The organism is Segatella copri (assembly GCF_026015465.1).
Taxonomy (GTDB): Bacteria; Bacteroidota; Bacteroidia; order Bacteroidales; family Bacteroidaceae; genus Prevotella; species Prevotella copri_E.
The window spans coordinates 883,509-906,647 of record NZ_JAPDUQ010000001.1 but is presented as its reverse complement, the minus strand read 5'-3'; the positions used below and the strand labels follow the sequence as shown (position 1 = coordinate 906,647).

The window sequence follows — 23,139 nt, the reverse complement described above, 5'->3', positions numbered from 1 at the left end:
TGGCCTTTTAGCAGTGAAAAGGCTAGATTTTCCGGTGTGCCTGCATATAATCGCGAGGCGAAGAGCCATAAAAGTTCTTGAACATGGTGCTGAAGCTGGCTGGGTTGGAGAAACCACAGGCATACATGATGTCTGTTATCGTCTTATTAGAGTGACTCAGCAACTTTTCGGCATATTGCAGACGGGTATTGCGGATGAAGGCATGTGGCGTCTGGTTGGTCAGTTCCTTCATTCGGCGGTGCAGATGCACACGGCTCAGTCCTACTTCGCGGGCAATCATATCCACACTCAGGTCCTCATTGCCCATGTTATCATTGATTACCTTCATCACCTGTTCCATCAGCTGGTCTTTTGGCGACAGGTCTTTTTCTATCGCGAGCTGCCTGTCGCTCTGTCTCTCGTTGCCCATAAACTTGTTTTTCAAAGTACGGCGCACGTTGAGCAGGTTGATGATGGTGCGGCGCAGAATGTCCATATTGAACGGCTTCACCACATAGGCATCGGCACCCGACTGCAAACCGGTCAGCTGGTCTTCCTCTCTGCTCATCGCTGTAAGCAGAATCACTGGAATGTGGTTGGTGTTCACATTGTTCTTGATCTTGGTACAGAGCGTATTGCCGTCCATTTCTGGCATCATGATGTCTGAGATAACGAGGCTTGGCTTCTGCTTGATAATCTCCGGCAGCGCCTCCTTTCCGTTGCAGAAGGTAAGGATATTGTAGGTTTCCTGTAGTTGGGTCTTCAGGAAATTACGTATTGCCTCATCGTCTTCTACCACAGCGATGGTGCTCTTTACCTTGCTCTTGAAATCTTCTTCGGCGTCATTGGCTGTATCGGCAGCATTCTCTTCGTTTCCTTCCTCCATGTTTTCTTCCAGTTCCTTGATGTCTTCAGCAGTCTGTGGCTCCGGTGCATCTATCATTTCTTCCGGTTTCAGATGCTCGTTGCCCAGAGGCAGCGTGATGAGGAACTGGCTTCCTTCCTTCCAGTCGGCTTCATCAAGTGTCTTGTTGTTGGCGGCTGTAATGGTTCCGTAGTGCAGTTCCACGAGCGAGCGGGTCAGGTCGAGACCGATTCCCGTACCTACATTCCGGTCATTGGAAGCGGTGGTACTCTGATAGAAGCGCTGGAAAATCGTTTCGAGCTTTTCCTCCTGAATGCCCTTGCCGCTGTCCTTGATGGCGATGCGGACATGATGAGGCGAGTGGGAGAGGGTGATACGGATTCTGCCGCCTGCAGGAGTAAACTTGAAGGCGTTTGACAGGACATTCATCAATACCTTGTCAAAGTTGTCGCGGTCTATCCATACCGGGAGAGTTTCATCTTCGTGCTCAAAGGTGAAGTGGATGCTCTTGGCTATCGCCTGCTGGCAGAAGAGTTTGTATTCATCGCCAATAAAGGCAACCATATCGGTTTCGCTCATGTGCATCACCATCTGTCCCTTGTCAATCTTTCTCAGGTCCATCATCTGGTTAATCAGGTGCAGGATTCGTTCCGAGTTCTTGCGCATCATATCGTAGATGCCCTGACGGTGAGCGTCTTTGTCTTCCTTAATCAGCGTGAACAGCGGAGTGAGGATAAGGGTCAATGGGGTACGGATTTCGTGGCTGATGTTCATGAAGAACTTCAGTTTTGCTTCGCCCATCTCTTCCGCATGGATATGCTGCTGCAATATGAGCTGGTCTTCCATCTTGCGTTTGCGGTGCTTGACATAGAGCAGACAGAGCCCCAGGAAGGCAAGCAGATAGCAGATTCTTGCCCAGATGCTGGCGTACCAGGCTGGGTGAACGATGATGGAGAACTCCTTGACAGGTGTTTCGTATCCGTTGCAGATAGCCTTGACACGGAACTTATAGGTACCTGCTGGCATGTGTGAGAATGACAGCTCGTTCATGCCAGACTGTATGGTTCGCCAATCCTCACCATTGATGCTGTAGGCGTAACTGATCTGCTCTACATTATTATATGTAAGAGTAGACAGGTGGATGGTGAAGGTGTTGTCTTCATGAGATAAGGAGAACTTGTCGCTGTTGTAGGCACTTTTGTCGGTGATAGTATAGATGCCCGATTCCATATCCTGGTATATAGGTTCGTTGCCCAAAAAAAGTCCTGATATGGTAACTTTTGCCTGCCAAGGATGCTGTTTCACCTTGTCCGTATCAAACCAGTTGATACCGCCGGTTCCGCCCATCACCAGCATCTTTCCTCCCCAGAGCGTGCAGGCTGCTGCATCGCTGAACTCATTGCTCTGCAAGCCATTGTCTGAGTAGTACTTGTTGATGGTACCTTTTTCTGTATCTATCTGGTTTAAACCACAGGTAGTTCCTATCCAGATTCTGCCCTTGTAATCTTCTATGATGCTGGTTACGCTGTTGTCAGAAAGTCCAAGTTCAGTGTTATAAATCTTCGGATGCGCATATCCCTTCTTCGGATCATAGCAGATTGCGCCGTCTTCAGTGCCAAACCATACGCGGTTCTTGCTGTCAGAATAAACGCAATGAGAGAAACTGCCCTTGCTCAGACAGTTGACGCCACCGAAAGTGGAAGTCCAGCTGTTTTTTTGCTGGTCATAGCAAGCCAGACCCACAGAAGTGGCTACGAAAACCCGCTTACCATCTTTTGAGATGCTAAGATTTATGAGGTAATCATTAGGAATACTGTTTTTTTTCAGGTTGTTGTCGGCATCATCTTGTGTTTTCCAATGCTTGATGCTTCCATCTGGAGAAAGGCGGAAAAGTCCTTTGCCCATGGTAGCAAACCATACATTGCCCTGCGGGTCTTCCTTGATATCAAAGATGCCCGCCTGGTTGCCAATGCCTAGGCTGAATGGATGGAAAGATCCCCCCGCATCTATCAATCCGATGCCGTCAGTATAGGTTCCTGCCCATGTTCTGCCTTTCTTGTCTTTGCAGAGTGCCAGTACCGTGGTGTTGTTTAATAAATGGCTCTTGATGCTACCGGTTTTTATGTCAAAGAGGTAAAGACCATCCTTGTCGGTGCCCACCCAGACTTGATCGCCCTGATTGGCACACAGACTTGTGATGCTGTTTTCGCCTATTACGTTGCGGCTGTCCAAACGGTAGCCCATATAGTTGAAATCGCATTGAGCCTGCGACTGCATGAATACGCCCTTCTGGAGCATACTCACCCAGATGTTTCCCGTAGAATCTTCTATAATGCTGGTAATCTTGCTCTTGGCAAGATTTACTTCATGGCAGAACAGAGGATTATTTTGCAAGAATCCTGTTACAGGATTATACACGAAGATACCCATACCATCGCAACCGATAAACAAGCGCTGGTCGCGGCTGATATAGATGTTGTCAATAGGAAGATTGCCAATGCCGGCTATCTTGGTGAAGGCGGTTGAACCAGCCTTGAGAAGGTAAACACCTTCATTCTTGGTAGCAAGATAAATGTTGCCCTTGTCGTCTTGCCTGATATCTTGTGTGTTAAGTTGCTCTGTTCCCATGATGCGTGAAACAAGCTTGCCGTTCTTTTCTTTCCGTAACAGCTTTCCGTTTTCCAGGATAATCCAGAGCCTTTCTTGTTTGTCTTCCAGAATCTTATGTATGTATTTCAGGTTCTCCACTTCTCCTTTCATGGTGTAACAGGCGTTTGCATCTGTTTTCTTGGTCATGATGCCGTAACCGGAGGTAACGACAGCAATATCGCCATTGTGCAAACGGCTTACCTGGGTAACGTAAGTGTTTATAGGCTTATTTCTTGAATCGAGCATAGGTACGTTGCAGAACCTTTTACCATTAAGTATAAGTAGCGATTTGTTTGTTCCCAGCACAATACGCCCCTTTTCATCCTGTGTTATACAGTTGATATAGTTGCTGTTGAGCCCGTTACTGTTGTTGTAGGCTTTTCTGATGACCATAAAGTTATAGCCATCATAGATATTCAAGCCGTTACGGGTGGCAATCCAAATAAAACCATTTGAATCCTGGAACACCTGAGTGGCAAGGTTGCTCGAAAGCTGGTTGTCTGAATTGAAAAGTTTTCCTCGCTGCGCCATCATGTTCTGCGCAGTGAGACAGAAGATAAACATCAGTAAAAGACCGATGTATCTCATTGTTCTGAGATTTGATTTCATGGAAATCATCATGATTCTTGGTTTCATTGTCTTTTTTGGCTTTTTTATATTCGTTTGCAAAAATACAAAATTAATGGGAGAATAATGCATGATAAGGTATGTTTTTTACGAGAATATATTAAAAAAGATGTTAAAATGTTACGTAGGGTAAAGATAATGTTACATGTGGTACGAGAGAAAAACTATTGGTTACTTATTATAAAGTATATATGATAGATTAGAAGTATCTTTGCATCGGTTTTTAAGTTGTATATATTTAGTATATTTAGGTTAGTTAGGTTTATACATAATAGTTTGTAGAATAGGTTTAGAATTTCTAAAAGATTTTGATATTATGGTTTTTATATAGAATCATGATTAATTGGTTTCGGGATTGGTGCGTAGTGATTACGCGCCATTCTATTTTAAAAGACCAGCATCCTTTTCTGTAAACTAGAACCTGGCAATTCTTCATAATATAATAAGGTGACTGACAATAAATGATAAATCTAAAAATAATTGTAACAATGAACAGAAAGAAATTGTTAATATCACTCGCTATGGTTATGCTGTCAATGGCGGGGCTGGCTGCAGATAATCTGCCGGCACTCCGTGTGCAGGGTAAGAACCTGATGGATGCCAATGGTAAGACCGTTGTCTTGCATGGTGTGATGGATACACCAAACCGTTACTTCAACAATTGGAGATGGCAGGCGTGGAAGGCTGACTATACGGATGCTGATGTGAAGCCTTGTCTCGATTATTTCGAGAAGATCTTTACTGCCATCACCGATCATTCACAGGGCGCTTACTGTGATGTGTTCCGTCTGCACATGGATCCTTGCTGGGTTGCGGGTACCGAGAGCCTGAACTCTGGCTATATGAGCTATTATGAAAATAATGGTCACGAGACTACTGGCGAGGCAAATATCACCAAGTTTTACTTACCTTATTATAGGAAGTATCTCCAGTCACTCTATATTCCGCTCATCAAGCAGGCTTTGGCACACGGACTTTATGTAGTGGTTCGCCCTCCTGGGGTTTGCCCTCCAAAGCTCACAGTAGAGGAATATAACAATTCCGCCACCAAGAGGAAGTGCTATCTGTATTATCTTCTCAATATATGGCATGAGTTTGCTTCCGATCCATATATCCAGGAACATTCCGGACAGATTTCCATTGAGCTAGCCAACGAGCCAATCTCCATCACGTGGAATGGCAGTTCTGACAATGGAGCTATGAAGGAATTCTTCCAGCCTGTCGTGACCAGGATTCGCCGCGATGGATTCAATGGCATCATCTGGGTGCCGGGCACCACTTGGCAGCAAAACTATCGTGACTATGTAAAGCATCCGATAGTAGACTCGCAAAACAATCTGGGTTATGCCGTTCACTGCTATCCAGGCTGGTATAGCTCAGGCTCGGGCAACAATGACAATACCAACAAGGAGAAATTCTACAATGCATTCCTGGATGCTGTGCCAGTGGCGAAGACCAATCCTATCATCGTGACCGAGATAGACTGGAGCCCATACAAGCCAGGCTCAGGTCACAAGGACGAGCAGGGCAACTGGGTGGAGAGCAACTATGGCACTTGGGGCACCGCTACCACATCAGGTTTTGGTGAAGGATGGAAGTATATCCACGACAAACTGGGCAATATCAGCATGACGCTTCAAGGCTCAGGACTCTACTTCGACATCGACACTTATCTCAAGGACAAGGTTGTGGAGCCTGCGTTCAAGGGAGTAGACGAGGCTTGCGGCGAAGCTTGCTTTAAATGGTACAAGGAATGGTATTTGAAACAAAATACAACAGGAATTAAACAAACAGAAACTCAAGCAGACGTGGTTTCCACCTTATATTATAATATAGAAGGAAAAGAAGTTGAAAAGCCAACTGCAGGTGTTTATATAATAAAACAACTGTTAAGTAATGGAAAAATACGTTCTCGCAAGGTTTTTCTGAAATGATAAACTTTCTGTTACACCACGCAAAGTATGTTTCGAAAGAAATCCATACCTTTGCCGCCGTGAATAAACAGTTTTTGTGCACGCCTAAATTTTTAAAGCATAAATCAAAAATGAATAGAACATGATTGAACAAGTGTTAACAATGAAACGGACAGCAGCCTTATGCTTGGTGGGAGCTTTCTGCAGCCTGAATGCTCAGGCACAGAATATCCAGGTCAAGGGTAATCTTGTTGACGGTACAGGTGAGCCTCTGATAGGTGCCACTGTAAAAGTGAAAGGTAATGCCAGCGTCGGTGCGGTCACCGACTTAGATGGTAATTTCAGCATCAGTGTTCCTTCTGAGAATTCTATCCTCGTATTTACATACGTAGGTATGAAGACCAAGGAAGTAAAGATTGGTACGAAGAGAGAGTTCAAACTTACTCTTGAAGACGACAACGCCATCGGCGAAGTTGTAGTCGTTGGTTATGGTCAGCAGAAGAAGGCTTCTGTCGTGGGTGCCATCACCCAGACCACAGGAAAAACGCTGGAGCGTGCTGCGGGTATCAGTGATATCGGAGCAGCTCTGACAGGTAACCTTCCTGGCGTTGTTACCACTGCATCCAGTGGTATGCCGGGTGAAGAGGAACCTCAGATTCAGATTCGTGGTGCTTCTTCTTGGAACAACTCTTCTCCTCTCGTTTTGGTGGATGGTATTGAACGACCAATGTCAAGTGTTGATATGCAGTCTGTGGCTACCATCTCTGTATTGAAGGATGCTTCTGCCACCGCCGTTTATGGTGTGAAGGGTGCGAATGGTGTCATCCTGATTACCACCAAGCGTGGTTCTGAAGGCAAGGCTCAGATTAGCGTTACTGCCAATGCTGTAATGAAGATTCCTTCAAAGTTGCCTGATAAATATGATTCTTACGATGCGCTTATTGCCCGCAACAAGGCTATCGAACATGAGTTGAACATTTCTCCAGGCAGTTTCGACAAGATGGAACCGATGAGTTTCATCGAGAACTATCGCAACCAGACTACACTGGAGCAGCGTGAGCGTTATCCGAACGTAGATTGGCAGGATGTACTCTTCAAGGATTACACCATGTCATACAATGCCAATGTGAATGTATCGGGTGGTACCAAGGTTGTGAAGTACTTTGCAGGTGTGGATTTCGTGAGCGAGGGTGACCTTTATAAGGATTTCGGCAATGGTCGTAACTATAGTTCAGGTTATGACTACAATCGTGTGAATGTTCGTTCTAATCTCGACTTCAACATCACAAAGACCACCGTGTTCAAGATGAATCTTGCCGGTTCCAACGGTCAGCGCAAGGCTCCTTGGGTAAATAGTTCTGATGGTTATAGCGATTGGCAGGTCAGCCAGCAATGGGCTGGTGCATATAATATTTCTCCAGATGCTTTCTTGCCTAAGTATAGCGATGGCTCTTGGGGATATTTGCCAGGATCTACTAATGTAACCAACTCTGCCCAGCAGGTTTCTTTGGGTGGTACCATGACTTCTACCACTACTCGCATCACTACTGATTTCGTGTTGGAACAGAAACTTGATTTCATTACCAAGGGACTTTCTGCACGAGGTATGATTTCGTGGGACAATACTTTTGTAGAGAAGAATCGTGGTATTAATGATATGAACCATGATCCTCAGCTGAAGTGGATAGATCCTCATACAGGAGCCGTTTCTTACAAGAAGCCATACGAAGCATACGATAAGTTCGATTATGCTATGGGAAACCAGTGGACCGTGAATGGTGGTGAGGTTGACAATAAACTTACACAGCGCAACCTGAACTATCAGGCTCAGCTCAACTGGGCTCGCAGTTTTGGCAAGCACAGCGTAAGCGCCATGGGACTTTTCGGTCGCCAGGAATATGCAACAGGTTACATGATTCCTTCTTATCGTGAAGACTGGGTGTTCCGTACCACTTATGATTGGAATTCCCGTTACTTCTTCGAGTATAATGGTGCTTACAACGGTTCAGAGAAGTTCTCTCCAGATAACCGTTTTGCCTTCTTTAGCTCTGGAGCTCTAGGATGGATGATATCGGAGGAGCCTTTCATGAAATATTTGCGAGAGCATAAAATAGTGGATATGATGAAACTCCGTGCATCTTATGGTGAAATCGGTGATGATAATGTAGGAGACCGCTTCCTCTATATGACTCAGTGGGCATATGGCGGCAAGACTCAGTTGGGTACGACTTCCAGTGATAAGGAGTCTATTTATACATGGTATCGTGAGTCAGCAGTAGGTAACCCTAACGTACATTGGGAGAAAGTGAAGAAGGTAAACTTCGGTATTGACTATGGATTTTTGGGTGGTTTGATTACTGGTGCTGTGGATTTCTTCCATGATACTCGTTCAGACATTCTGGTTAGTGGTTCAGATCGTTCCGTTCCTTCTTACTTCGGTCAGACTGCTCCTACAGCCAACTTGGGTAAAGTAACTACCAGCGGTTATGAGTTGGAAGTGAAGTTCAACAAGGTTTTTGCCAACAAGATGCGTCTCTGGGCAAATTTCAATATGACCCATGCTGTAAATGAGGTAAAAATCAAGGATGATGCGGCGTTGCTCCCATCTTACCGCAAGGCTGCAGGTCATGCTATCAACCAGACTTACACCTTCCTTGATAAGGGTATTCTCCAGAACTATGATGATATATATGGTTCTCCGAAGATGGATTCCAACGATGGCCAGCGTCTTCCAGGTGACTACTACATCGTAGATTTCAATGGCGACGGTAAGGTGGATAATGTGAACGATAGAGTTCCTTACGGTTATACCGGTACTCCACAGAACTCCTACAATGCAACAATCGGTTATGAGTACAAGGGCTTCAGCTGTTTCGCTCAGTTCTATGGTGTAACCAACGTAACCCGTGACGTAACCATGATTAGTTTGGTTGACCCAATGCTTGCCAATGTTTATGACCAGGGAACCTGGTGGAGCGACAATCACAACAACTGCGATGTCATCACTCCACGTTTCAACTCTAAGCCAATGTCGAATGCGGCTTACTATGGCACTCAATATCTTTGCGATGGTTCTTACATTCGCTTGAAGAACATAGAGATAGCCTATACCTGGAACGGCGGTTGGATCAAGAAACTCGGTTTGAACAACCTCAAGGTTTACGTAAGTGGTAACAACCTCTGGCTCTGGACCCGAATGCCAGACGACCGAGAGTCAAACTTCTCTAGTAACGGTGGAGCTTATGGAGCTTACCCTACAATGAAGCGTGTGAACTTCGGTGTCAAGTTTAATCTTTAAACATGCATAACAAATGAAAAATAATTTAGTAAAAATATTTTGTGCGCTGAGCCTCACTTGCGGATTTGCTTCTTGTACAGATTACTTAGATAAGAGCCCTGATACAGACGTGAGTGCAGAACAAGCGTTCAAGAACTTCACCAATTTCCAGGGATATGTGGAGCAAATTTACAACTGTATTCCAAGTAAGGAGTCGAATATGTATTGTACCTCATTCAACTGGGGTGAAGATGAAATCATGAATACTGGCTTGGGAGATGATCATGTGACTGCTCATTTTGATTTAGGCGACTACCGTAACTGGTATGACAATAATCAAAGTTTCTTGCACAGACCAACTTATGGAAATCCTGGTGAGTTCCTTGATCCGACTTCAACCAATAAATTTGCTCATTCTTTGGAGCATGCCTGGTATTGCATCCGCAAGTGTAATTTGGGTCTTGCTAACCTTGACCTGATGACCGACTGTACCCAGGAAGAGAAGAACTTCATCAAGGGACAGTTGTTGTTCTTCCGTGCATGGTGGCACGAGGAGTTGATAGCTTTCTTTGGCGGTATGCCATACGTAGACACCGTATTGGATGGTGCATCAGCTTTGACTTTGCCTCGTCTTTCTTATCAGGAGTGCGCATTGAAATGTGCCGAAGATTTTAAGGCTGCTGCAGAGTTACTTCCTAATGATTGGGACAAGACAACTATAGGTAAGAAAACTTTGGGCAAGAATGAACTTCGTATTACAAAAGTTTGCGCTTTGGGCTACTTAGGTAAAGTGTTGCTTTGGGCTTCTTCTCCATTGAATAATATCGGTGCAGAGATGGGGGCTTCCAAGAATGGCGATACCTATAAGTATAATACAGAGCTTGCCACAAAGGCTGCTGATGCTTTGGCAGAGGCTATTGCTCAGGTAAATTCAGGCAAAACTCCATATGCATTGTGTACCTATGACTACTCTGATATTTATAATCATGTAGCAAAGTCTGGTTCTACAAACAACTTTTCTGATATCTTCCGTACTACAGGTAAGAATTGGAAACAACCAGGTTCTACAGAGGCAATCATGCGCGGTCCATATATTGGCGAGAATTCATCAAACTGGAACTTCACCAAACTTTGGGGACCTAAGATGGAAGATATCGTACAACACGATGCTGTGATTCACCAGCCGACAGCCAACTATGTAAACTATTATGGTATGGCTAATGGTCTGCCTTTGAATGATCCTGATTCCGGATTCGATCCAAAGCATCCATTCAAGGATCGTGATCCACGTTTCTATCATGACATCGTCTTCGATGGTTTTAAGTATATCAATACAACCATTGATGCAGTAAAGGAACCAAAGGTTGCAGCATTGCAGTATATGCCAATGTATTCTGGTAGTGAATTGCGAAATTCTTCAAGTCAGGGATGCCGCACTGGTTACTATACTCAGAAGCTGGTTCCTCACCAGGCAAATAAGTATGATGGCATGTACGAATGGGGTGGTGCCTTGCAGTGCGACCTTCCTTACATGCGTCTTGCCGACCTCTATCTGATGTATGCTGAGGCTGGTGCTGCCGTTCAGGGAGCCAACTACAAGAGCTCAAAGCTCAACCTCACCGCTGCTGAAGCAATCAATGTGCTTCGCGATAGAGTAGGAGCTGGTCATGTGGCAGATAAGTTTATGAACGACCAGAAGAAGTTTATGGACGAAGTTCGCCGCGAGCGTGCCGTAGAGCTTGCCTTTGAGGGCTTCCGCTGGAACGACCTGCAGCGCTGGTTGCTTCTCACAGAATATCCTTATAATATCAAGACTTCACAGGAATTCAAACGTGTAGGTAATTTCGATTATACCAAGAACGATCCACGTGATGCCGAGGTGACAGGATGGAGCGAGAAGACCATCGTGACCCGCGACTTCTCAGAGAAACACTATCTCTTGCCACTCAAGGAAAGCGATGTTTATCTGTATCCTGAGTTTGGTCAGAATCCTGGATGGTAATCACCCGGAGATGTGATATATAAAAAGCATAAACTTAGAAATAATCATATTATATATGAAAAATAATAAGAAAACAATATACTCTGCTCTGACAGTGGTTACTGCACTTCTGGCACAGTTGCCTGCTTCGGCTCAGGAATCTGCTGATAGCGCAATGGTTAACGTGGCGTTCAAGAAGGCGTACCAGAGCGATGTGCTCGGTGGCGTGAGCACCGTCAACGTCAGAGAATTGACAGAGAAAAACTATAATACCTACAGCCTTGACAACATGCAGGGTTATGTATCCGGTTATAATGGCAGTGGTATGTGGGGTTATTCCGATGCACTCGTTCTCATCGACGGTGTGCCACGTGAAGCCAGTAATGTTCGCCCCGACGAGATTGAGGATATCTCTTTTCTGAAGGGAGCCCAGGCTACAGTACTCTATGGCAGCAAGGCTGCCAATGGCGTGGTTCTCATTACCACCAAGCGTGGTAAGGTTAACGATGGCTTGTCGGTAAAGGTGAATGCCAATACGGGCTGGAACGTAGCCAAGGCTTTCCCTGAGTATCTCGGTTCGGCTGAGTACATGACTCTCTACAACGAGGCTTTCCTCAATGATGGCGGTGATGTAAACAACCTGCCATATTCTGCAGAGACCATCTACAACTATGCATCCGGAAAGAATCCATATCGCTATCCTAGCGTAGACTTCTATTCTTCTGATTACATCAAGAAGGCGTTCAACCGCTCGGAGGTTTCTGCCGAAATAGAAGGTGGCAACCAGAAGGCGCGCTTCTATGCCAACGTGAGTTACTATCGCAACGGTGACAACTTGAACTTCGGCGAGGCTAAGAAGAACTATACCGACCGATTCAATGTAAGAGGTAATGTGGATTTCGCCTTGAGCAGCACCATCAATGCCTACGTAAATGCGAATGCTACCTTCTACGGGGCTAAGTCGGCTAACACTAACAATAGCAGCTACTGGGAGCAGGCTCGCACCTTCCGCCCTAACCGTGTGGCTCCGCTGATTCCTGTGGAAATGATTGACCCTAATGCCAAGTCGGCGCTGACTATGATTGGGGCTACCAGCAACATCATTGATGGCAAGTACTTCCTGGGTGGTTCTTCTGCCGACCTCACCAATGTGTTCGGCGATATTTATGCTTCGGGTACCAATGTCTATCACAGCCGTCAGTTCCAGTTTGATGCAGGTTTGAACTTCGACCTCTCTTCTGTACTCAAGGGCTTGAGTTTCCACACCATGGTAGCCATCGACTATGCTACGGCATACACAACATCGTTCAACAATTCCTACGCCACCTTCCAGCCTACATGGGCTAACTACAACGGCAAGGATGTTATTGTAGGTTTGAACAACAATGGTACGGTGGACAAGAAATCGGGTGCTCAGAATATCTCTGGTTCTACCGATAACCAGACCATCGCATTCAATGCGCACTTCGATTACAACCGCACCTTCAACGATGTGCACAACGTAAGTGCCATGCTGGTGGCCAACGGTTATCAGCAGAGTAAGTCTGCAGAGTATCATAAGGTGAGCAACGCCAACCTGGGCTTGCAGCTCTCTTATAACTATGATCATAAGTATTATGCCGATTTCGCTCTGGCTACACCTTGGTCTGCCAAGTTGCCATCAGCCAAGCGATTGGGTGTATCTCCATCTGTCACTCTGGGCTGGCGCCTCTCTAAGGAGAAGTTTATGGAGAATTCATTCTTCGATGATCTGACCCTCAGCGCAAGCTACACCGATATGAAGACCGATTTGGGTATCGACGATTACTACATGTATCTCGGAACCTATCAGAGCGGTGGCTGGTGGGATTGGAATGGTGGTTCCGGTCACTCAGCTATGCAGTCTAAGCGTGGTAGCAATGACGAACTCAGCTACCTGCACCGCAAGGAAATTTCTGCCACGGTTCATGCAGAGGTGCTCAACAAGGCTTTGAGTTTCGATGCATCTTACTTCCTCTCTAAGTGGACCAACGGAATTCTGGAGGCTCGCAATCAGGTGCCTAGCTATCTGTTCAGCTACTATCCTGAGTCTTCTTTCGTTCCTTACATTAATTTTAATGAGGACAAGCGCAGCGGTTTCGACTTTGCTGTGAACTACAAGAAGCAGTTTGGTGATTTCGGTTTCGGAGTAGGAGCCAACGTAACTTACTACACCACCGAGGCAACCAAGCGAGATGATTCGCAGTATGCTGATACCTATCAGTATCGCCAGGGTCAGCCACTCGATGCTATCTGGGGTTATGAGTGCCTGGGCTTCTTCCAGGATGAGAATGATATTAAGAACTCTCCAACTCAGATTATCGGCGGAACCATCCGTCCGGGTGACCTGAAGTACAAGGACCAGAACGGCGACAACGTTATCGATAGCAAGGACCAGGTTTACCTGGGCAAGGGTGGCTGGTATGGAACTCCTACCACTATCGGTATGAACCTCACTCTGAAATATAAGGGCTTCACCCTCTTCATGCTCGGCACAGGAAACTTCGGTGCTCATGCCGTGAAGAATTCCACCTACTTCTGGGTAGGCGGTAGTGCCAAATATACAGCAGAGATGCGAGGCAGATGGACCAAGGAGACTGCAGCCACAGCCACCTTCCCACGTCTGACCACAGAGGCAGGTACGAATAACTATCAGACATCAGACTTCTGGATGTACTCTACCGACCGCATCGACCTTCAGAAGGTGCAGTTGAGCTACGACTTCCCTAAGGCGATGTTCATGAAGAGTTTCGTACGCGGACTTCAGCTCTTTGTCAACGGCAACAGTCTGCTCACCATAGCCAAGGAGCGCAAGCTCATGGAGATGAATGTTAACAATTCAGGCTCGGCACCATTGAACCGCTTCTATAGCATCGGTGCTAAGGTTTCATTCTAGAATTAATTAAAGAATTAAAATTATGAAATTATCAAGATTATTATTGATAAGTGCAGTCTTAGTATCGCTCACTTCTTGTGACGACCTGTTTGAGCCTGCCTTGGAAAATAACCAAGATATCAGCGAGATGTATAAGGATCCTACGTTTGCCCGTGGTATTCTTGACAATGCTTACCTGGCTCTGCCATATAGCACCTCTCCATATACTGATGTGGCTACAGATGATGCTGTCACCAACGAAAACTCAGGCGACTATTTCAACCATAAGAAGATGGCTACAGGTTCTTGGGCTGCCAATATGAACCCAGTTTCACAGTGGGATGGACGTTATCATGCCATCCAGTACTGCAACTTGATGTTGGAAAACTGCGATAAGGTTGAGTGGTCTTACTCAAGTGAGATTCTCAATCAGATGTATTGCGACAACTACAAGGGTAATGCCTATGCTTTGCGTGGCTTACACATGATGTACCTGCTCCGTGCTCATGCCGGAATGGTAGATGGTCAGTTGATGGGTGTGCCTATCCATCTTTCTTCAGAAGATTCAAAGTCTGATTTCAATCTTCCACGTAACTCCTTCAAGGAGTGCTACGATCAGATTATGTCTGATTTTGATGAGGCTCTGAAGTATTTGCCTGAGCAGTATGCCGATGTGGATGAGGATAAGGTTCCTGCCAAGTATGCCCAGAAGGGTGCTACCAATGCAGAGTACAATCGTGCCTTCGGTACCAACCATCGTGGCAAGATTGACGGTCGCATCATCTCGGCTTTCAAGGCTCAGCTCGCCATCCTCGCCGCTTCTCCTGCTTATAAATCTGCCGAAGTAGCCTCTTATGAGGATGCTGCCAAATATGCTGCCAACTGCCTGAGCGAGTTTGGTGGTTTGGATGCAGTGGATCTTGACGGATGGAAGTGGTTCTGCAATAAGTCGCTCATAGACGGTTTGGGTGCTACATCCGAGAATCCTAAGGAGATTATCTGGCGTGGAAACGTTGATGAAAGCAACACTCTGGAGACAGATAACTATCCTCCTTCGCTCTATGGTAGCGGTAAGATCAATCCAACCCAGAACCTGGTGGATGCGTTCCCTATGGCAAACGGTTATCCTATTACTGATGCCAATGCAGAATACGATGCCAAGAATCCATATCAGAACCGTGACCCACGTCTCGCTGCCTACATTCTTGTAAATGGCGATAAAATCGGTGCTACTGATGGAGTGGTAAATACAGCTGCCGATTCCAAGACTCTGGATGGCTTGAACAAGGAGAATGGAAAATCAACCAAGACTGGTTATTATCTCCGCAAGTTGCTCCGTCCTGATGTGAACCTCAACCCAAGCTCTGCAACCAAGCAGAAGCATCTGCCAGCTCGTATCCGTACTACGGAAATCTTGCTCGACTATGCTGAGGCTGCCAATGAGGCTCAGGGTCCTAAGGCAAATGTGGGCGGTGCCAACTATTCTGCCTATGATGTAATCAAGGCAATCCGTGAGCGTGCCGGACTTGGCGAGTTTGGCGAGGATCCATACTTGGAGGAGTGCGCACAGAACAAGGACAAGATGCGTGAGCTGATCCGCAACGAGCGCCGCCTGGAGCTTTGCTTCGAGAACCATCGTTTCTGGGATTTGCGCCGCTGGAAGGTTAATCTCGCTAATCTCAATGAGGCTGCCAAGGGTATCAACATCACGACAGATGCCACAACAGGCAAATACATCTACAAGACTTTCGACGCTGAGGTACGCAACTATTCAGACTATATGTACTATGGTCCTATCCCATACTCTGAGATTCTGAAATACAGCAACCTCAAGCAGAACGATGGTTGGAAATAATAAACGGCTAATATTATAAATAAAGACTAATGATTATGAAACGATATATCAAAATGGTGGCAGCCCTTCTGACACTGATGGCTTCTTTCACGGCATGTGAGAATGGAGACCAGGCTTTCGATGATTACGAGGGTGGAACCACTGCCATGTTCGTTTATCAGAGTCCGGTTCGTACCATCGTCTTGGGCGATGATGAATACGATACCTCTCTCGATAAGGAGCATAAATGCAAAATCAAGGCAACTTTTGCCGGCTCTTACAATGGAAGAAAAGGTTATGTGAACGTAGCTGTGGATAACAGTCTGTGCGATCATCTTACTTTTGCCGATGGTACTCCTGTAAAGGCAATGCCTGCAGAATATTACTCTCTTTCTACCAACAAACTCGATTTCAAGGGTGGAATGACGGGTGAGACAGTAGTGCAGCTGACTGATGCTTTCTTCAACGACCCTGATGCCGTGAAGAATACCTACGTGATTCCTCTGGTGATGACCGATCAGCAGGGCTTCGACAGAATCTCTGCCGGTACTCTGAAAGAAGGTGCTACAGGCTCTCGTACCAATGCATCCATCTGGGAAACAGCTCCTAAGGATTACGTGATGTACTGCGTGAAGTATCAGAACAAGTATAGTGGCTGGTGGTTGACAAATCACAATACAAGCACCGACAACATCGAGAAGGCTTCACAGGTTCAGATTACTACCCGCACCCTGAACAGCTCTGTTTATTCAGTAGAGTTCCAGGAGGGCAGTACCATCTACAAGGCAGACCTCCTGCTCACCTTCGATGCCAACGAAAAGTGTACCATCACTTCGCTCACCGATGGTGTTACGGCTACAGGCTCAGGCTCTTGGGCTGACGATGGTATCCATTCGTGGAATAACAAGGATCGTGACCTGATGGAACTCAACGCCGAAATCACCTTCGCTGGTGGTGTAAAGAAGAGTTTGAACGAGAAACTCGTCTGGTGGCGTAGTGGAGTAACTTTAGAGGAGTTCTCTTATACCTATAATAATTAATGATCGCATAAGTTATGAATAAACAAATATTAGTATCTGCACTCGGGGCCATGCTTTTGGCCTCTTGTGCAGACCACTTCGACCAGAATTTCGAGACCGTACGTCCTGATAAGGAAGCGCAGTATGGTTATCTGGAGCAGTATGATGCCTTGAAGGAATACATCAAGGACCGTCCAAACTTCCACCTCGGAATCGGAACTGCTGTAGATGAATATAACAAGAAGGAACTGGTGTATGCTTTGACCAACAGCAACTTTAACGAGACTGTAGCCGGCAACGCCATGAAGATGTCTTCTTGTGTTGCTGATGATGGTAGCATGAATTTTGATAAAGTAAGTGAATATGTTAAGAATGCTACCGATGCAGGCCTTTCGGTTTATGGCCATACCTTGGCTTGGCATGCTCAGCAGCCTAACAAGTATCTCAATCAACTGATTGCAGATAAGGAGTTACCTCCTTCTTCTAATGTCACACGTTGCTTGGTCATTAAGAATGCAGAGGCTGGTAATCATTGGGATGCTCAATTATATTTCCCTGCTCAGTTATCTAAAGGGAAAAAGTATGTCTTTAAAATGAATGCAAAAGCTACTGCTCCTTTTGACTTAATTCTATGGGCAGCCCCAGGTGATGCAGATTTAGGCTCGATTTCAGTAGGTACTAAATGGAATGAATATACCGTTAACTTTACTCCGGCAGCCAATTATGAGAACTTTGTTTTTGCTGCAGGTAAACTGGGCGGTGAACTGGACATCAAGTCTTTAAGTCTTTGTGAAGAAGGTTCTACCAATAATTTGATCGTAAATGGTGACATAAAAGGGGACGAAGTTCCTTGTAATAAACCTTATTCCTGGCATACGGTAACTACAGAAATTAAAGAAGTGGCCGAAAGTCAAGTGGTTGAAATCCCTGTAAGTGTTGGGCATCTTACCTTTGATGATGGTAAGAACCTTGGTGGATGGGGTATGGATAATGCGCCAAAGATTGTAAATGGTGTTTATGAGGTTGGTAACAACGCAGCCAAGGCGAATCCTTGGGATTCACAAGTTAACTATGAACCAGGTTTCGCTTTTGAGAATGGTAAAGCCTATCACTTGAAGATGAAAATCAAGGGTTCTGTAGCTGGTGAATTTGGTGCTGTATTCCAGAATCCTGAAGGATACCAAGGCTGTGGTGACTTCCCTACCATCAACGTTACAACTGATTGGAAGGAAGTTGATGTGACTACCACATGTAATGGTGACAATGCCTTGCGCCTGCTGCTGAATATCGGTAAATATGCGGGTACCCTCTATATTGATGATTTTGAAGTTTACTACACGAAGTCTTCAAATACCATTCCTCTTACAGATGAGGAAAAGAAGGAAGCACTTACTCCTGTTTTGCAGAATTGGATTTACGGCATGATGGAAGCTACCGAGGGCAAGGTGAAGGCTTGGGATGTTGTGAACGAGGCTATCTCTGGTAAAGATGGTAGCGAATTCTACCCTCTCCAGTCTGCCACACGTGGTACAGTTTCTGCCGATGATGCCAAGAACAATTTCTACTGGCAGGATTACCTGGGTGACCTTGATTATGTTCGCACTGCTGTAGCTGCAGCTCGCAAGGGCTTTGCTGATGCTGGTGGAAATCCTGATGAGTTGAAGCTCTTCATCAATGATTATAACCTCGAAACTGCTTACGACCAGAATAAGAAGCTCAAGAGCTTGATTCACTGGATTGAGGAGTGGGAGAAGGACGGCGTTACCAAGATTGATGGTATTGGCAGTCAGATGCACGTTACTTACAACATGGATCCTGCTAAGCAGAAGAAAAATGAGGAAGCTTACGTGAACATGCTCCACCTGATGGTTGATTCACATAAGTTGGTTCGTATCTCTGAGTTGGATATGGGCTTAGAGGATAAGGACGGCAACCTTGTAAATACTACTGATATGACCGAGGAACAGCACGAGAAAATGCGTGCTTACTACGAGTTTATCGTCAAGAAGTATCTTGAGATTGTTCCTGAGAATCAGCAGTGGGGTATCTGCCAGTGGTGTGCTACTGACAGTCCTGCCAATAGTGGTTGGCGTGCTGGTTTGCCAGTAGGTCTCTGGGATTTGGATTATTATCGCAAGCACACCTATGGTGGCTTTGCAGCAGGTCTTGGTGCTCCTGAATATTGGAACAACGCCAAGTAATTACTCTAAAAGACATTAGTTTTAGGTTTATCATACAAAGATTAACCGAAAAAAGATGTTAGTCGTTAAGGTTGGCTGTGTTGTGATGACACGGTCAACCTTTTTGCTTAAAATGGCACGAGAACGCACTTTTTCTCACTTTTTTTTCGAGAAAAAGTGCGTTTTCGTGCCAAAATCTTTCACATAGGCTCTGGCTGCATAGAGGGGAACGTTTTCCATCCAGTCTTGCTCTCTGAAGCCTAACATGGAGAAGCGGATGCCTTTCAGGTGATAGGAAGCGAAATCGTGGGTTATGAATGCTGCCAATGACTTGGCTTTTACATTATCTTCTGCCTTTGCCTCTATTGGCAATATTTTGCTGCCAGCCTGGGCTATGAAGTCTACTTCTTGGGTGGAATTGTCCTTGCTATAATAATATATAGGTAGATTGACCAGTGTTTTCAGTTGTTGGAGGACAAAGTTCTCGGTGAATGCTCCCTTGTATTCGCTGAATACGTTGTCGCCTATGAGAATCTGGTCGGATGGGGTCTGTGTAAGTGCTCCTAAGAGACCTATATCTAGCAAATATAGCTTGAATGCGTCTATGTCGGCATAGAATTTCAAAGGCACTTTGACATCTCTAGTTCGCTCTACCTTGTGTACGAGCCCTGCGTCTATGAGCCATTGTATCGCTATCTCAAAGTCTTTGGCTCTTGCTCCCTTTCTCACTGCGCCATAGATGAACTTTTTGTTCTCCTTTGCCAACTGAGCAGGTATGGATTCCCAGACCATTCTCACTCTTTGAGTTTGCTCTGCAGTATGTTTGCTGATGTCGGCTTCGTATGCAGCCAAGATGTTCTGTTGTATTTGCCTTGTGGCTACAGGGTTATGATGATGTACGTCTTGCCTACTTGTCTTGCTCCGTACATAATGAGTGGTTTTCTATTGCTAGATAACTGCCACTCTTTTAGTTTGTTATATATTTCTCTTTTCATGCTGTTTACATTTTTATGAGGGAATATTGTTGCTTTTCCTACATTTTTATGAGGGAATCAGCTTGCTGTCCATACATTTTTATGAGGGAATTCGCTGCAAAATTACTAAAAATATTGCTTACAACGTGCGGAAGGTGATTAAAAAAACACATTCCGCACGTTTAAATGTTGTTTTTAACGTTTGTTTGTTGTTTTTCTCGTTTCTTACTATACTTTTATGAGGGAATATTCCATAAATTATGTAAACGCTGCTCAAACGTAATGATGTTGATAAATCTGTATATTTTTCCTCTGTTTTGACCAAACATTTGGGGAATCTGGAATATTTTGGGTAAAAACATTTGGGGAATCTGGAACATTTTGGGCAAAAACATTTGGGGAATCTGGAATATTTGGTATCTTTGACTTTTCCTGATTTCCTCTTCAAATAGGTTTGATGGTGTATCATTTTCGTTATAATGTTGGCTATCAAACCTATTTGGTATTTCTCACAAAGTAATTGTTACACCCCGCAAAGTCTTTTTCAGCCTTTTCTGTTACTTTTGCCATCAGATTTGAGAAACTTCTCAATTTTATAACTGGATTTATTAACTTAATAACAAATTGTAAAGCTTATGAAAAAGTTATTTACTTTGATTGTAGCAGCTTTCATGGCTGTAAGTGTGAATGCTCAGACAGAGACTCCTCTTGTTTTGGGTGGTGGCTGGAATGCAGGTTTTGCCTACGATGCTGATGTTTATGATTTCACTATCTCCAAGATGTATGGAGCAGCAGAGTTTGCTTGCAATGTCAACTCTGCAGATTATCCTAAGTATATCCTCGAGTTCGAAGATCCGCTTCCTGCCAACTGCCAAGTAAACTATACTTGGAAGGCTTCTGCTGATGCTGAAGGTGAGGCTACTCCTGCTTATGGTCGTGCTGTGGGCGATGGAACTACCAAGAAGTTTGAGCTTTCTTTCGACCAGGAGCATCCTTACATCGTAGGTGTAAGCGTGCAGCATACCGATGAAGAGGAGGTGAACCTGAAGGTGAAGAAGCTGACTCTGGTGGGTGCCGACGATTCTGAAAAGCAGGTTTATGCCTCCTTCACCGATTGGGCTGGTACTGATAACACAGTTGCTTATAAGTATAAGGGTATAGTTTCTTTCGATAAATTGTGGCAGCAGCTTGCTATCAATGGCTTGGCTGGCAAGAGTAATGTTACAGTCAAGGTGAAATTGGCTGAGCCAACCCCAAATGTTCAGATGTGTGTAGATTACGAGGATGATAGTCATGAGTGGCCTTCATTCGGAGGCAGCGATGAGGTTACTTTCACCACCAAGGAAGGTGCTGTCATCAAGAACGTGGGTATCCAGTATACCGACCAAGAAAATAATCCAGCAAAGGTTTCTGTGCTCGGTGCCTGGTTGGTTGATACACCTACCGGTATTTCTAAGGTAGAGAATCTTGAGGTAGCTAAGGATGGCAAGTGCTTCAACCTCGCTGGTCAGCAGGTAGGTAAGAACTATAAGGGCGTTGTCATCAAGAATGGTAAAAAGATGGTTATCAAGTAATAGATGAGACGTTTTACAATGCTCGCATCGTACTATATATAATAATGTGTACGATGATGTAGAATCTATATAATATAAATATTAAACAAATGGTATAAAAAATCCCAGAATCGCTCTTCCATGCGGTTCTGGGATTTATTATGGTGATATTTGTCATCAATATCTCCGCTATTATATTTTTTATGTATTGCTCAGATTCTTAATGATTTCCAAAGGTAGCTGGGTAGCTTTGGAAACCTGTTCGGCAGAAAGTCCCATTGCCAGCAATCGTTGTGCTGTTTCTGTGTAGGCCTCATGCTTGCCTTCTGCTCTACCTTTTTCCATACCTTTCTCCATGCCTTTCGCCATACCTTTTTCCATACCTTCCTTCATGCCCTTTTCCCTGCCTATTTCTATACCCTCCGCAAGACCTTCTTGTTTGCCTTCACGCTTAGCAGTGTCTACGGAATTCTTGATGTCGCGATATGCCATCTTGCTGGTCTCATACTCCCTCATTTCCTGCGGAGTAAACTTGGCTATTTCGGCTTCCTCGAAGAGGCGGTCGAAGACCTTGTCGCACAGTTCTTTAGGGCGCTGGGTAAGTTTATAGAGGTTCTTCAGTGCATAGAGCCACTTCTCGTAGAGCGTATCCAGTTGTTCCAGGGATTTGTTGAACTTGGAAATCTCTACATAGATATATTCGAGCTTGTCGTAAAATACTTTGTGGGTAGCAGTGTCGCACAACTGCACATGATGGCGGATTTTCTCCTTGTCGAATGCATCCTCGTTCATGCTGAAGTTGAGCAGGGCAACGGTATAGATATGATTGAGCTTGAAATCCCACTCATTCCCCTTGGGCGCCTGTTCTCGGATAGGGAAGGTGGAGTAGAAGAGGGCGCGATCCTTGAAATACGTCTGGTACGCATTCTGCATTTCTACAATGAACTTCTCACCGTTTTCGCCCTCGCAATATACATCAAAGATGGCTCTGCGGTCAGTATAGACATCTCCTACGTGCTCTGGGTTCAGATACTTCACGTCCTTCACAACCTGTCTGCCATTAAACAAGCTGTTGAGGAAGCAAATGAGCAAATCCTTGTTCATTGCTGTTCCAAAAATTCGCTTGAAACCGAAGTCGGTCAGCAAGCTGATGTATCTTTCTTCTACCTGCTTCATAATCATCTGTATTAAAAATCCATGCCGCAAAGTTACGACTTTATTTTCATATCTGCAAGAGATTTCTGGGATTTTTAAAGGTAAAAAAGTAAAAAGGTAAAAAAGTAAAGATTTTGCTATCCCCAATACTATCTGATAACTTTTTCTAAAACTTTTCGACCTGTACGGTTGAAATTACCCACACGCCCTGAAAGGGCGTGTGGGGCTTACATGCGAAAC

The 23,139-nt window shown here is 45.0% G+C and carries 11 protein-coding genes; 8 read left to right on the top strand and 3 right to left on the bottom strand.

Annotated features, from left to right (window positions below; genetic code table 11):
- Window positions 1-22: 22 nt before the first annotated feature.
- The gene (locus ONT08_RS03755) at window positions 23-4,129 is read right to left on the bottom strand and encodes a hybrid sensor histidine kinase/response regulator transcription factor (protein ID WP_264959286.1); all 4,107 of its coding nucleotides are present in this window, start codon (window positions 4,127-4,129) and stop codon (window positions 23-25) included.
- 479 nt (window positions 4,130-4,608) lie between these two features.
- Between ONT08_RS03755 and ONT08_RS03750 the strand changes: the two genes are divergently transcribed.
- The 7 genes from ONT08_RS03750 (at window position 4,609) to ONT08_RS03720 (ending at window position 19,238) form a co-directional block, all read left to right on the top strand.
- Window positions 4,609-6,054 (top strand): glycoside hydrolase family 5 protein, encoded by a 1,446-nt coding sequence (locus ONT08_RS03750; protein ID WP_264959285.1) that lies wholly within the window; start codon window positions 4,609-4,611, stop codon window positions 6,052-6,054.
- Window positions 6,055-6,196: 142 nt separating this feature from the next.
- On the top strand, window positions 6,197-9,331 hold the full coding sequence (locus tag ONT08_RS03745; protein ID WP_437183615.1) for a SusC/RagA family TonB-linked outer membrane protein: 3,135 nt from the start codon (window positions 6,197-6,199) through the stop codon (window positions 9,329-9,331).
- 13 nt (window positions 9,332-9,344) lie between these two features.
- Window positions 9,345-11,312 (top strand): RagB/SusD family nutrient uptake outer membrane protein, encoded by a 1,968-nt coding sequence (locus tag ONT08_RS03740; RefSeq protein WP_264959283.1) that lies wholly within the window; start codon window positions 9,345-9,347, stop codon window positions 11,310-11,312.
- A gap of 55 nt (window positions 11,313-11,367) precedes the next feature.
- Window positions 11,368-14,205, top strand: coding sequence for a SusC/RagA family TonB-linked outer membrane protein (locus ONT08_RS03735; protein ID WP_264959282.1), 2,838 nt, complete (start codon window positions 11,368-11,370; stop codon window positions 14,203-14,205).
- 22 nt (window positions 14,206-14,227) lie between these two features.
- The gene (locus ONT08_RS03730; RefSeq protein ID WP_264959281.1) at window positions 14,228-16,039 is read left to right on the top strand and encodes a RagB/SusD family nutrient uptake outer membrane protein; all 1,812 of its coding nucleotides are present in this window, start codon (window positions 14,228-14,230) and stop codon (window positions 16,037-16,039) included.
- Between the two features lie 35 nt (window positions 16,040-16,074).
- On the top strand, window positions 16,075-17,058 hold the full coding sequence (locus ONT08_RS03725; protein WP_264959280.1) for a DUF5627 domain-containing protein: 984 nt from the start codon (window positions 16,075-16,077) through the stop codon (window positions 17,056-17,058).
- Window positions 17,059-17,072: 14 nt separating this feature from the next.
- Window positions 17,073-19,238 (top strand): endo-1,4-beta-xylanase, encoded by a 2,166-nt coding sequence (locus ONT08_RS03720; protein WP_264959279.1) that lies wholly within the window; start codon window positions 17,073-17,075, stop codon window positions 19,236-19,238.
- A 135-nt stretch (window positions 19,239-19,373) separates the two neighbouring features.
- On the opposite strand, the gene ONT08_RS03715 is transcribed toward ONT08_RS03720, so the two are convergent.
- Entirely contained in the window at window positions 19,374-20,069 is a 696-nt protein-coding gene (locus ONT08_RS03715; protein WP_264959278.1) for a DUF4143 domain-containing protein, read from the bottom strand.
- Window positions 20,070-20,826: 757 nt separating this feature from the next.
- Here ONT08_RS03715 and ONT08_RS03710 point away from each other — a divergent pair.
- Window positions 20,827-21,765 carry a hypothetical protein gene (locus ONT08_RS03710; protein ID WP_264959277.1) on the top strand — a complete coding sequence of 313 codons (939 nt, stop codon included), beginning with the start codon at window positions 20,827-20,829 and terminating at the stop codon, window positions 21,763-21,765.
- A 180-nt stretch (window positions 21,766-21,945) separates the two neighbouring features.
- Here ONT08_RS03710 and ONT08_RS03705 read toward each other — a convergent pair whose 3' ends face one another.
- On the bottom strand, window positions 21,946-22,920 hold the full coding sequence (locus tag ONT08_RS03705) for an Rpn family recombination-promoting nuclease/putative transposase (protein ID WP_437183616.1): 975 nt from the start codon (window positions 22,918-22,920) through the stop codon (window positions 21,946-21,948).
- Window positions 22,921-23,139 lie beyond the last annotated feature (219 nt).